Genomic DNA, 13113 nt, shown 5'->3' with positions numbered 1-13113 from the left:
CGGGGTCAGGTGTCGAATTCGCCGAGCCAGCTGCGCCGGAGCAGGTGGTGGGGCAGGTACTCCGACTCGACCTCGACGGGGATGCCGCCGTCGTGGGCCAGGCAGGCGATGGCGAGGGGGCCGAGGGCGATGCGGCCCTCGGGGTCCTTCTCGCGGTCCTCGTCCGCCGTCCAGTACAGCTTGTGCAGGGTCAGGGCCTGGGCGAGCGCCTCGTTGAAGCCCTCGTGGTCCTGGCGCAGGAAGCGGTGGAAGAGGTCGATCGGGGGATACAGGACCTGTTGCAGCAGGTCGCGGGGAGCGGTCGTGGCGACGTCGGGGCTGGAGCCCTCAATGGTGGCGGTGAGTTTCTCCACCAGTCCCGGGCGCTGCAGCCAGTAGGTCTGGAGCGCGTCCACCCAGTGGTGGACGTACGCGTCGTACGCGCCGTCGGGGGAGCGCAGCCGGTCGAGGGGGATCTCGCAGAGGCCGGTCATGCGCTTCTGGTCGCGGCAGACGATGGCGAGCCAGAAGGCCGTGAGCCAGTTGCCGGCGTCGGCGTAGGGGCGCGGGCCGATCTCCGGGATCCGTCGCACCTCGTGGTCGACGCGGGTCTCCACGGCACCGCCGGTGCCGCCGGTCACGGCGAACATCACCGAGCCGAGCTGCATGGCGGCGACGACCGACTCCCACGTCTCCAGCTTCGCGGCCCGGGCGTCCACCGTGCACTGCGCGCGCACGTTCAGCAGGGACTTGGTGAACGTCGCGTCGATCATGGCGGGCGCCGACTCCAGCCGCTCGATCGACGCGGCCGTGCTCCCGCGCAGAGCCTCGGCGAACCGCTCGGCGTTGGGCCCGGGCGCCCCGTGCCGGGCGATCGTGACGGTCACTGTGCTCGTTCTCCTCGGAGCAACCCGCCGGTCAGTAGTCGATCTCGCCGATCCAGGCGTAGTCCAGGAGCGCCTTGGGCAGGTACTCGGACTCGATGTCCACGGTGATGCCCTGGTCGCGGGCGAGGCAGGCCATGGCGAGCGGGCCGAGGGCGACGAGTCCGTCGGCGCTGGTGGCGCGGGCCTCGTCGGCGGTCCAGTACTCCTTGTGCCACCGCAGGGCGTCCGACAGTGCCTTGCCGAACTCGGCGGAGTCGCGGCGGATCACGCGGTAGAGCAGGATCATCGGCGGATAGAGGATCTTGGACATCAGGTCGGCGTCCGCGTACCGCAGTGCCTCCGGGGCGGAGCCGTCGACCGCGGCGACGAGCTTCTCGCCCACGTCCTGGCGGCCGAGCCAGAAGCTCTGCAGCGCCTCCACCCAGGAGTACACGTACTCGTCGAAGACCGCGCCGGAGTCACGCAGCAGCGGCACGGGCACCTCGGCGAGCCGGCGCAGGCCGTCGTTGTCGCGGCAGATCATCGCCAGGTAGAAGGAGGTGACCCACGTCCCCGCGTTCAGATGGGACTCGGGCCCGGTCGCGGGGAGGGTGCGCTCGCGCTCGCCGATCCGGCAGGTGACACTGCCGCCCTCGGGCGCGGTCGCCGCGGCGAACAGCGCGGACCCGGTCTGCATGGCCGTGACCCACGCCTCCCACGTCTCGAACTTCACCGCCTGCGGGTCAACCGCACAGCGCTGCTGCGCCAGCGTGAGCGCCGTGCTCAGCGCCTGCGGGCGCAGAACGGGGGAGTCGGGGAACTCCTCGAGGATCCACTTCGCGGTCTCGCCGAGAGCGTCCAGAGTGTCCGGCACGTCGTCCATCGGAAACTCGTGGCGGGGAACGGTGGTTGCCACTGACGCTCTCCTCTAGTCGATCTTGTAGTTGATCGGGAACTCCTCCAACGTGGCCCCGGCGTAACTGCCGGTGTTCTCGTTGGCCTTCACCAGGACATAGTCCAGCTTGCCACTCTGCCACGCCTTCAGAAGGTCGCCGGCGATGCGTACGTCCGCGGCGCTGCGCCCCATCATCTCGGCGATGATCGTGTGGACGTACTCCGAAGTGCCCTGCCGTACCATCCAGCCCTTCGCGGGGCCGGCGCCCTGGCGCCAGATCAGGTCGCTCTTGGGGGCCTTCGCCTCGACGATCAGATAACTGCCGTCGTCCCGCTTGTACAACTGGTCGAACATGTTGGCGCCGTTGGGCGTCTTCGGCAGCGTCACCGGCTGGTAGTCGGCGAACCGCTCGGGAACGACATGGACGCGAGCGGCCTCCTCGCCGAGGCGCTCGGGTATCGCGCTGTTGTTGGGCGTGCCGGCGAGGCGCTGGTCGTACGCCTTCTGCGCCTCGGCGAGCGCGTCCTGCAGCGCCGTGTCGGCCGGGTTGGCCTTGGCCGCCTTCTCCGCCGCGGTGAGTTCCGCGGCGACCTGGCGGTCCTTCGCCACGCTGTCGAGGTGATCGATCTGCGTCTTGTTGAGGGAGTCCATGCCGACCGGGACCGGGTCGAGCCTCGGGGGCGGCTGCTTGGACGGCATGGAATCCCGGGCGATCCAGTTTCCGTCCGAGTCCTTCGCGAGGATGGGCAGCGGATCGCCGTTCTCGTCGACCAGCTGTGTGCTGTGCCGGTGGCCGTCCGTGCGGTAGTAGTCCTTGAACCAGTCCGGGTCCGTGTTGGCCTTGTGGACCTGCTCCTCGATGATCTTCTGCTGTTCCTCGGGCGTCCGCGCCGGGCGGGACTCGTCGGCGGCTCCCGTGCCCTCGTCCGCCTGGTTCGCGGGAGTGCTCGCCTCGTCGGCCACATTCCCGACGTCTCCCAGGTCGTCGCCGGTACGGCCCAGGCCGCCGAGGCCGTCGTCGCCGAACCGCCCGGCCAGTTCGTCCAGGGCACCGGGGGAGATCGGGCCGCCCGGGCCACCCGGACGCAGCCCCGCGTCCGGGGTGCCGGACACGGCGTTGTCCACGCTGTTGGACGGGACCTGGTTGCCAGGACCGCCCGGCACGTTGTCGCCCACGCCGGTACCGGGAGCGACGCTGTCCACACTGTTCGTCGGCAGGTTGTTGCCGGCGGTGCCGCCGGGGAGATTGTCCGCCATGCCGCCCGGGCCCTCGACCCGCGTGCCCGGGTTGTTCAAGTCGTCGCCGACCCGGCCCAGGTCGTCCAGGCCGTCGCTGCCCAGCCGGACCGCCTGGCCCGCGTTGTCCACCGTCGCCGCACCCGCGCCCACCAGGGCCGGCTCGCGGACCGGGGAGTCGACACGCGGATTGTCCGCGCCCGACACGGGCGGGGTCGTGTCGGGCTGGTCGACGATGTCGCCCGGGCCGTCCGCGCCCTTCTGCACGACATTGCCGCCCTCGTCGAGGAGGTTGCCGTCCGGATCCATGTACTGCGCCGGCACACCGTCCTCGGTCGGAAGCTTCACCGTCCCCGGCGGAAGCACGGTGACGTCGTCCGGGAGCTTCACGTTCCCGTCCGGCAGACGCGTCGCGCCGTCCGGCAGGGCCGCGCCCTCCGGCAGGTTCACCGTCCCGTCCGGCAGGCGCACCGCCCCGTCGGGGAGGGTGAACGCGTTCTCCGGGATCGCCGGGATGTCGATGTTCCCGACACCCTTCAGCGCCGCACTGATGTCACCGATCTTCGACAACCCCGCGCCCGCGCCCTTGGCGATGTACGTCATCGGGTCGATCGCCTTGCCCGCCGTGCCCAGCACCTTCGCCACCGCACCGGCCTTGCCCGCACCCGCGACCGCACCACCCGCACCACCGGTGAACACGGTCGTCAGCACATTGAACGTGACCGCGCCCGCCGCGCGGGCCGGGTTCTTGCCCCACTGGTCCCACGCCACCAGCGCCTTGCCCGTCTCCTTCATCGCGGTACGCGAATCACGGATCCAGGACGGGAGTTGGTTGTCGGGGAGCGTCCAGAACATCGCGCCCACGCCCGGGATCGACGTCAGCACCAGGCCGGTGGCGAGCTGTGCGAGGCCCTTCCACGCCTGGCCCATCGCCTCCCAGCCACCGAAGCCCACCAGCGTGCCCAGGCCCTTGATCGTGCCCCAGATGCCGTCCACGATCAGCCCGTCCCACACGAAGGACTTCACCCAGTGGCCGACCTCGTACCAGTGGTGCTTCTCCTCCACCGGGTCACCCCAGGGGAGTTTGGCGTTCTTCATGTCCTCGGCCGAGAACCCGTACTGGTCCTTCCGGTCCGAGCCGTCCCCGGCGACCATCTGCGTGCCGCCCCACAACGCCGTGATCTTGTTGTGGCACGTCCGCTCCGCAGCCCAGAACGCCGCCACCGTCGCCGTGATGTCATCACGCAGCTGGTTGTGCTCGGAGACCTTGTCCTCGTCGTACTCCCACTCGTCGTCGTCCTTGACGGAGTCGACGAACGCCGCCGCGTCCGTCTTCAGCTGCTTCAACTTCGCCACCAGCGGCCGGATCTCCGTCGCATACGACGACAGAGCCGACGACACCGTCTCCAAGTCGTCCGCGAAACCGTCCGCACGGTCCTGCACCGGCTTCGTCGTCGCGAACAGCTGCTCCGCCTCCGGAGCCTGGTAGTACGCCGACAGGCCCTGGAACTGGGAGTGGACGTCGGTGCCGGCGTCCCGGATGTTCCCGGCGTCCTTCTTCAGGTCGCCGTAGTCCTTCTCCAACTGCGCCAGATCGCCCGTGAACTGCGGAATCTCCCCCGGCTTGATCACGCTTTCCCCCAACCCCCGTACGTCCGCGTCGCTCCGGCCTGCCAGGCCCAACCCGCCTGTCGTTCAGCTCGCGTGAGTCTCCGTCAAGTCCGTCCATCATACGAACTGGCGCGTGGGGAGAGCTGATTCCGTCACGGAACTACTACACAGGCGGGCAGGTCCCGTTACTCCCGCTCGCGCTCCCGCGTGCGCGGTCCGCCGAAGCGCGCGTGCTGCTCGTCGGACCCGGCGTACGGGGTCCCGTGGGTGCGTACGTCCCGCTCCGCCAGGTCGCGTGCCTCCTGGGCCAGGGTGTCGGCGGCAGACAGCTCGTCCGGCGCGGCCGAGTCCAGGAGCCGCCGGGCTTCCGCCAGGCGCGTGCGGGCGGTCCAGCCGACCGTGCCCCGGTGCGTCGTGACGAATCCGTCCGCCGCGGCGACGGACTGGCGCGCGGCCAGCAGGGCGGCGGCCGACAGGGCGCCGGTGCGCGCGCCCCCGAGCGCCGTGCACGCCCGCACGATGCGGCGCAGGGCGTCCAGCGGGTCGCAGATCCCGGTCGACAGCTCGTTCCGTACGGCGGACAGGACGGTGTCCGCGTGCATCCGGCGTGCACGCAACTCCCCGGCGGGGAGGTCCGGCGCGCCGCTGCCGCTGCCCGCGGTGGCGTTGGTTCCGGCGCTGGTGCCGGTATCGGGGCGCGTCCCCGTCCCGGTGCTGGCGGCGTCGAGCGGGACTCCCCGCGTCGTCGTCGGCTCCGCCTCGGCCTCCGTCAGCGCGGCCGGGAGCAGGTCCTCGGCCGTCGACAGGTCGGCGGCGAGCCGTTCCACGCCGGAGACGAACACCCCCGCCTGAGCCACGGCCCCCTCGGCGGAGCGCAACTGCCGCGCCGCCTGCGCGAGTTCGCCTCGGTCGGCCGTCTGGCGCGCCGCGTTGAGGCGGGTGGTGGCGAACACCAGCCGGTCCTTGGCCTGTTCGACGTACCCGGTGACCGACTCGCAGGCGGCGGGCCCGTACCGCTTGACCAGGTCCGCGAGCACGCCGTCGGCGGCGGCCGTACGGGCGGTCAGCTCCCGGAACCTGGCCTCCGCGACGGTCAGCGCCTCAGCCGGGTCCGTGTCCAGGCCGCGCAGCCGGTCGAAGTCGTCGGCGGCCGCGTCCAGCCGCCGGCCCGCCTCCTCGCACCGCCCGACGATCCCCACCAGCGCCTGACGCCGGCCCGCCGGGTCGGCCGGCACACCGTCCTCGTACCGCGCCCGCATCCGGAACGCCGCCGCCAACTCGTCCCGCGCCTCCCGCAGGGCCTGCGCGAAGGGAGCCATGGCGGCGGCGCCCGACCGCGCCTCGGCGAAGTCGAACTCCTCCCGGCCGGAGCGCACCCAGTCGTCGGCCGCGACCAGCAACGCCCTTGCTCGCTCGTCCAGTTCGACCAGCTCCGGTACGGCCGAAGGGGTCACGGGCGCGCCGCCCGGCGTCGTACGCGTGCGGGCGCGGCGCGTGCGGCGTACGTAGCCGTATCCGCCGAGCACCGCGGCGGCGCCGACCACGGCGACGGGGAGGATCAGCTCGAAGCCCGACGTCTCGTCCTCCTGCGCCGCCGTGGAGGCGGGGGAGGGCACGGACGAGCGCGGCGGCACCGCCTCCGCCGCGCTCGCCACGGGCCCGACAGCGTTGATCGCAACCGGAACAGTCCCGCCCGTCGTCATCACCGGCAACACCAGCCACACGACCCCGGCCGCACCACCCAGCACGGCGTGCCCGACCCGCACGCCCGCGTGCGAGGGGGACGCGCGCCGTGCCAGGCTCCGGATGAAGGAAGGCGTCACATTCCGGAGCGTATGAGCAGCGCAGCGGCTCCGCGACCGGGAGCCGGGGCCGCGGGGCGCCGGGGGAGGGCAGCACGCCGATGAAGCCGACGGAGCACGGGGACCACCACCCCGACGACCGACACCACGACCCGGACCCACCCGTCGACGGGCGGAAGAAGGACGCCGACGTCGCGGCGCTCGCGCGGCGGCTCGACGGGACCGGTGTCCGGGACCTGAACCGCACGGACGCGGACCGCGCGAACTCCCCCGGGTCGCCTTGATGCCGGTCTACGACGACCGGCGGCGGATCTTCGACCCCAGCCACACCAGCGGGTCGTACTTGCGGTCCACGGCCCGCTCCTTCAAGGGGATCAGCGCGTTGTCCGTGATCTTGATGCCCTCCGGGCAGACCTCCGTGCAGCACTTGGTGATGTTGCAGTAGCCGAGGCCGTGTTCGTCCTGGGCCGCCTTCTTGCGGTCCAGGCCGGTCTCGGCCGCCGCGTCCAGCGGGTGCATGTCCAGTTCCGCCACCCGCATCAGGAACCGCGGGCCCGCGAACGCCGGCTTGTTCTCCTCGTGGTCGCGCACCACATGGCAGGTGTCCTGGCACAGGAAGCACTCGATGCACTTGCGGAACTCCTGCGACCGGTCCACGTCCTCCTGCATCATCCGGTACTCACCGGCGCCGACCCCGGCGGGCGGCACGAACGCCGGGACCTCGCGCGCCTTGTCGTAGTTGAAGCCGACGTCCGTCACCAGATCGCGGATCACCGGGAACGCGCGCAGCGGCGTCACCGTGATCGTCTCGGCCCGGTCGAACACCGACATGCGCGTCATGCACAGCAGCCGCGGACGGCCGTTGATCTCCGCCGAGCACGAACCGCACTTGCCCGCCTTGCAGTTCCAGCGCACCGCCAGGTCGGGGGCCTGGGTGGCCTGGAGCCGGTGGATGATGTCGAGGACCACCTCGCCCTCGTTCACCTCGACGGAGAAGTCCGCGAGGCCGCCGCCGTCCGCGTCGCCCCGCCACACCCGGAAACGGGCCTCGTAGCCGCTCATTCGTACAGCTCCTCCTCGGCCAGGTACTTGACCAGCTCCTCCTTCTCGAAGAGGGCCAGCAGGTCCGGGCGGATGGGCTCGGTCGTCTCGCGGGTGAGGGAGATCCGGCCGGGGACCGGGTCCGTGGCCGCCTCGCCGGTCGCCCGGTCGGTGAGGCCGCACAGCAGGTTGACCGCCCGCCAGGCGCGGTCCATGGAGGGATGGTCCTCGCGGGTGTGCCCGCCCCGGGACTCGGTGCGCTCCAGCGCCGCCCGCGCCACGCACTCGCTGACCAGCAGCATGTTCCGCAGGTCCAGGGCGAGGTGCCAGCCCGGGTTGAACTGCCGGTGCCCCTCGACGCCCGCGCGCCGGGCCCGGCCCCGCAGCTCGGCCAGCTTCTCCAGCGCCTGCTCCATCTCGCCCTGCCGGCGGATGATGCCGACCAGGTCGTTCATCGTCTGCTGGAGCTCCTGGTGCAGGGTGTACGGGTTCTCCGGGGGCCGCCCGGCGTCCTCCGGCGTCTCGCGGCCCTCCGCCGAGAACGGCCGCAGCGCCTCGGCCGCCGCCGTGTCGACCTCCTCGTCGGCCACCCGGGGAGGGGCGGCGGCCAGGCCCGCCGCGTACTCGGCCGCGTGCAGGCCGGCGCGGCGCCCGAACACCAGCAGGTCCGACAGCGAGTTGCCGCCGAGCCGGTTCGAGCCGTGCATGCCGCCGGCCACCTCGCCCGCCGCGTACAGCCCCGGCACCCCCCGCGCCGCCGCCGAGTCGGAGTCGACGGCGATGCCGCCCATCACGTAGTGGCAGGTGGGCCCGACCTCCATCGCCTCGGCCGTGATGTCGACGTCGGCCAGCTCCTTGAACTGGTGGTACATCGACGGCAGCCGGCGTTTGATCACCTCGGCCGGCATCCGCGTGGAGACGTCGAGGAAGACACCGCCGTGCGGGGAGCCGCGGCCCTCCTTGACCTCGGAGTTGATCGCGCGCGCGACCTCGTCCCGCGGCAGCAGCTCGGGCGGGCGCCGGTTGGTGTCCGGGTCGTCGTACCAGCGGTCGGCCTCGTCCTCGGACTCGGCGTACTTGTCCTTGAAGACGTCCGGGATGTAGTCGAACATGAACCGCTTGCCGTCGGAGTTGCGCAGCACACCGCCGTCGCCGCGCACCGACTCGGTGACGAGGATGCCCTTCACGGACGGCGGCCAGACCATGCCCGTCGGGTGGAACTGCACGAACTCCATGTTCAGCAGGGGAGCGCCCGCGAGGAGCGCCAGCGCGTGCCCGTCGCCGGTGTACTCCCAGGAGTTCGACGTCACCTTGAAGGACTTGCCGATGCCGCCCGTGGCGATGACGACGGCCGGGGCCTCGACGACGAAGAACCGGCCGGACTCCCGCTCGTAGCCGAAGACGCCCGAGACCCGGTCGCCGTCCTTGAGGACGCGGGTGACCGTGCACTCCTGGAAGACCTTCAGCCGGGACTCGTAGTCGCCGGTCTCGCGGAAGTCCTCCTGCTGGAGCGCGACGATCTTCTGCTGGAGGGTGCGGATCAGCTCCAGGCCGGTGCGGTCGCCGACGTGCGCGAGGCGCGGGTACTCGTGGCCGCCGAAGTTGCGCTGCGAGATCCGGCCGTCCTTCGTCCGGTCGAACAGGGCGCCCCAGGTCTCCAGCTCCCACACCCGCTCGGGCGCCTCCCGGGCGTGCAGCTCGGCCATCCGCCACTGGTTCAGGAACTTCCCGCCGCGCATCGTGTCGCGGAAGTGCACCTGCCAGCTGTCGTGCTCGTTGGCGTTGGCCATGGCCGCCGCGATGCCGCCCTCGGCCATCACGGTGTGCGCCTTGCCGAACAGCGACTTGCAGATCACGGCCGTACGGGCGCCCCGCTCGCGCGCCTCGATCGCGGCCCGCAGCCCGGCGCCGCCCGCCCCGACCACGACGACGTCCCATTCCTGCCGGTCGACCACGGACATCTCAAGGCCTCACTCATCAGAAGAAGCGGCATCGGAAGAAGCGTCATCAGAACAAGCGCGGATCGCCGAACACCCCGGACGCGACGAGATACACGTAGAAGTCGGCGAGCGCCACGCTCGCCAGCGACGTCCAGGCGAGCAGCATGTGCCGGGCGTTGAGCTTCCCCACCCACTGCCACATGCGGTAGCGCACGGGATGCCGGGAGAAGTGCTTCAGCTTGCCGCCGACGATGTGCCGGCAGGAGTGGCAGGACAGGGTGTACGCCCAGATCAGCACGATGTTCACCAGGAAGACGAGCGTGCCGAGGCCCATGTGGCCCCACTCGTAGTGCTCGTCGCGGAAGGCGAGCACCGTGTCGTAGGTGAGGATCGCGGCGACGGGGATCGCGGCGTAGAAGAAGTACCGGTGGATGTTCTGCAGGACCAGCGGGAAGCGGGTCTCGCCGGTGTACTTCTTGTGCGGCTCGGCCACCGCGCAGGCCGGCGGGGACGCCCAGAAGCCCCGGTAGTAGGCCTTGCGGTAGTAGTAGCAGGTCAGCCGGAAGCCGAGCGGGAAGATCAGGATGATGACGGCGGGGGAGATGCCCCACCAGCTGCCGAAGATCTCCCAGTTGGGCCCCGACCGCATCGGCTCGCAGTTCTCCGCGAGGCAGGGCGAGTAGAACGGCGACACGTACGGCGCCGCGTAGTAGTCGGCGTTGGCGAAGGCCCGCCACGTCGAGTAGACGATGAAGGCCAGCAGACCGGCCACGGTGGCGGCGGGCGCCAGCCACCAGCGGTCGGTCCGCAGATGAGGGGCGGCGATCGCGGCACGCGCACCGCTGCGCACGCCGCCGCCCGGGGGACTGGGGTCTGTGGCTGGAGGTTCCGTACCAGTGGCCACGTCTCGCCTCCGGTCGGGGTCAGGGAGCGTGCCGGTCGCGGGCGCCGAGCCCCTCGTCGTCGGAGTCGGTCCACAGCGCCGGGTCGTACGGCGTGTCGGAGATCGTGACCAGCTCGGGCCGCTTCTGCGCGGCCGGGGCCGCCGCGGCCGCCCGCAGCAGCGCCACGCTCTCGCGCAGGTGCTCGGCGTCGGTCCGGACCCGGCGCATCTCAAGACCGCCGCTGCCCAGCTGCTTCTCCAGGCGCCCCACGGACCGGTTCAGGTCGTCGAGGCAACGCTGGACTGATGTCAGGTCGTCGTGCACGGACATGACTTGCCCTCACTTCCACGGGTTTTTCCACCCAAGGCGGCAACGTTCATGCGCCTGAGAGTGTCGCGCGTCACACCGGGCGGTGTGAAGGGACGTGCACGGATTGGCCGAGGCGCGTCCCCGTCCGCCGGCGCACGCCGCGTACGACGCGCCCCGGGCCCCGTTCCGCCGCACGGGTGGGCTTGGACCCTCCCGCCGCCGTGTCGCCGCCCGCTGCCGAACCCTTTCCTCTTCAGTGGCCGCATACATCTGATCAGCTCCATATACGGCCAAAAGTGATCATACCGCCCGCGGCTTCCCGGAGGTAACCCAGAGATGTCCCACCGCGTCGGACCCAGGCCCTCTCGCCAGACCCCCGGCTGCCGCGCGGTGCTGCGCTCGGTCGCCTTCCTCACGGCGGGCGCCCTCGCGGTGCCCCTGCTCACCGCGTGCAGCTCGGAGGACGAGGCGGGCAAGCCCCTCGCCAAGCAGGACATCGCGCCCGCCGCCCGCGACCGGATCGCCGACGGCGGCACCCTGCGCTGGGCCGTCGACTCGGTGCCCGAGACCCTGAACACCTTCCAGTCGGACGCCGACTCCACCACCTCCCGGATCGCCCAGGCCGTCCTGCCCTCCATGTACCGGCTCGACGCGCGCGGCCGTGCCGAGCGCAACCCCGACTTCCTGGAGTCGGCGAAGGTCGTCGAGACCGAGCCCAAGCAGGTCGTGCTGTACAAGCTGAACCAGCAGGCCGTCTGGAGCGACGGCCGCGAGGTCGGCGCCGCCGACTTCGCCGCCCAGTGGCGCGCCCTGTCCGGCAAGGACACCGCCTACTGGACCGCCCGCAACGCCGGGTACGAGCGCATCGAGAAGATCCAGCGCGGCGCCAACGACCTGGAGGTCAAGGTCACCTTCAGCCGCCCCTACGCCGACTGGCAGTCGCTGTTCTCGCCGCTGTACCCGAAGGAGGTCATGGGCAGCCCCGACGCCTTCAACGACGGGGCCCGCCGCAAGCTGAAGGTCACCGCCGGCCCGTTCACCGTGAAACGCGTCGACCGCGCAGAGGAGAAGGTCACCCTGGTCCGCAACCCGCGCTGGTGGGGCGACCCGGCCAAGCTCCACCGGATCGAGCTGCGCTCCGTGCCCCGCGACGAGCGGACCGCCGCGCTGACGGCCGGCACCATCGACCTGGCCGAGATCGACCCCTCGGCCGCCCGCGGCATCACGGTCGCCGCCCGCCCGAAGGCGGCCAGTACGCCGCCGCTGATGGGTCCCGGCCGGGCCCCGCTCACCGGCCCCGCCCTCGCGCCCGCCCCCGGGTCCGCCGCCGACGCCCCGCGCTCCTGGGCCGTCGCGAACGGCTCCGACGACGAGGCCGCCGAGCGCGAGACCGAGGCCCGGCGGAAGCTGCGCGAGGCGGCCGGGAAGAACGAACGCCGGCAGCGGGCGCTGCGCGAGTACGAGGTGCGCAAGTCCCTGGAGCCCGCCTACACACAGCTCGCCCTCAACGGCGCCGACGGTCCGCTCGCCGACGAGCGGGTCCGCCGCGCCGTGGCCCGCGCCCTGGACCGGAAGGAGATCGCCCGCGCCGTCCTCGACCCCCTCGGCCTGCCCGCCGAGCCGGTCGGCAGCCACCTCGCGCTCTCCGGCCAGGCCGCCTACGCCGACGCCAGCGGCACCCTCGGCGGCCAGGACACCGAGGGGGCGCAGGCCCTCCTCGCGGACGCCGGCTGGGTGCGCGGCGGACCCGTCAAGGAACAGAAGGGCGAGAAGGCGGCCGGCGGCGAAGGCGAGAAGACCGGGAAGGACGCGGAGAAGGACACTGGCAAGGACAAGGACTCCGGGGACGACGACGGCACGTACATCGTCGGCGAGGACGACGGCGGCAACGGTGACGGCAAGGCCGACCGCGACAGCGCCTCCGGCGCCTACGCCCCCAAGGGCACGGCCGCTCCCAAGGGCACCGCCGCCCCCGCCGGGGCCGCGGCCGACCGGCTCGCCAAGGACGGCAAGGCGCTCACCCTCCGCTTCGTGCTGCCGTCGGGCCCCGGTACCGAGGCCCTGCGCACCGTGGCCGACCGGATCACCCGCATGCTCGACCGCGTCGGCATCCGCACGGCCGTGACCAAGGTGTCCGACGAGAGCTACTTCAAGGACCACATCGCGTCCGGCGAGTACGACCTCGCCCTCTACTCCTGGCCCGCGTCCGCCTTCCCCGCCACCGACGCCCGCCCGATCTTCGCCAAGCCGGTCCCGGCCGCCGACGGCTCCCTGAGCGTCGAGCAGAACTACACCCGGGTCGGCACCGACCAGGTCGACCAGCTCTTCGAGCAGGCCGCGGCCACCCTGGACGAGGAGGAGGCCCGCTCCCTGATCCGCAAGGCCGACTCCCGCATCTGGGCGGCGGCCGGCTCCATCCCCCTCTACCAGCGCCCCCAGCTGGTGGCGGCCCGCAAGAACCTGGCCAACGCGGGAGCCTTCGGCTTCGAGACGCCGGTGTACGAGGACATGGGCTTCCTGAAGAAGGGATGAACCGCCGGGGCCGCCCAC

10 protein-coding genes are annotated in these 13113 nt (G+C 71.9%); 2 read left to right on the top strand and 8 right to left on the bottom strand.

Translation table 11 applies throughout. From position 1 onward, the window contains the following. Positions 1-5 precede the first annotated feature (5 nt). The 4 genes from ACZ7D7_RS01790 to ACZ7D7_RS01775 all read right to left on the bottom strand — a co-directional run bounded on the left by ACZ7D7_RS01790 (position 6) and on the right by ACZ7D7_RS01775 (position 6410). Positions 6-866, bottom strand: coding sequence for an immunity 49 family protein (locus ACZ7D7_RS01790; protein WP_470821510.1), 861 nt, complete (start codon positions 864-866; stop codon positions 6-8). 31 nt (positions 867-897) lie between these two features. Beyond that, positions 898-1761, bottom strand: a complete 864-nt coding sequence (locus ACZ7D7_RS01785) for an immunity 49 family protein (protein ID WP_470821509.1) — start codon at positions 1759-1761, stop codon at positions 898-900. 12 nt (positions 1762-1773) lie between these two features. Further along, complete coding sequence (locus ACZ7D7_RS01780; protein WP_470821508.1) at positions 1774-4608, bottom strand: hypothetical protein; 2835 nt, start codon at positions 4606-4608, stop codon at positions 1774-1776. Between the two features lie 164 nt (positions 4609-4772). Further along, entirely contained in the window at positions 4773-6410 is a 1638-nt protein-coding gene (locus ACZ7D7_RS01775; protein WP_470821507.1) for a hypothetical protein, read from the bottom strand. A gap of 80 nt (positions 6411-6490) precedes the next feature. On the opposite strand from ACZ7D7_RS01775, the gene ACZ7D7_RS01770 reads away from it, so the two are divergent. Further along, a complete protein-coding gene (locus ACZ7D7_RS01770) occupies positions 6491-6673 on the top strand; it encodes a hypothetical protein (RefSeq protein ID WP_470821506.1) in 183 nt (60 codons plus the stop codon). 7 nt (positions 6674-6680) lie between these two features. Here the strand turns inward: ACZ7D7_RS01770 and ACZ7D7_RS01765 are convergent, their stop codons facing one another. The 4 genes from ACZ7D7_RS01765 to ACZ7D7_RS01750 are packed head-to-tail and all read right to left on the bottom strand — an operon-like array spanning position 6681 to position 10584. Beyond that, positions 6681-7451, bottom strand: a complete 771-nt coding sequence (locus ACZ7D7_RS01765; protein ID WP_470821504.1) for a succinate dehydrogenase/fumarate reductase iron-sulfur subunit — start codon at positions 7449-7451, stop codon at positions 6681-6683. Next, positions 7448-9391, bottom strand: a complete 1944-nt coding sequence (locus ACZ7D7_RS01760) for a fumarate reductase/succinate dehydrogenase flavoprotein subunit (RefSeq protein ID WP_470821502.1) — start codon at positions 9389-9391, stop codon at positions 7448-7450. The genes ACZ7D7_RS01765 and ACZ7D7_RS01760 overlap by 4 nt, the downstream gene beginning before the upstream one ends. Positions 9392-9437: 46 nt before the next feature. Then, positions 9438-10274 (bottom strand): hypothetical protein, encoded by an 837-nt coding sequence (locus tag ACZ7D7_RS01755; RefSeq protein WP_470821501.1) that lies wholly within the window; start codon positions 10272-10274, stop codon positions 9438-9440. Positions 10275-10293: 19 nt separating this feature from the next. Next, positions 10294-10584, bottom strand: a complete 291-nt coding sequence (locus ACZ7D7_RS01750) for a hypothetical protein (protein WP_470821500.1) — start codon at positions 10582-10584, stop codon at positions 10294-10296. A 315-nt stretch (positions 10585-10899) separates the two neighbouring features. Here ACZ7D7_RS01750 and ACZ7D7_RS01745 point away from each other — a divergent pair, with 315 nt between their 5' ends. Then, positions 10900-13095: an ABC transporter family substrate-binding protein gene (locus tag ACZ7D7_RS01745; RefSeq protein WP_470821499.1), complete on the top strand. Its 2196-nt coding sequence runs from the start codon at positions 10900-10902 to the stop codon at positions 13093-13095. Positions 13096-13113 lie beyond the last annotated feature (18 nt).

The sequence above is a fragment of the Streptomyces sp. NPDC037054 genome (assembly GCF_055606745.1).
Note: the sequence above shows the minus strand (reverse complement) of the source record. Positions and strands in the feature narration are given on the sequence as shown.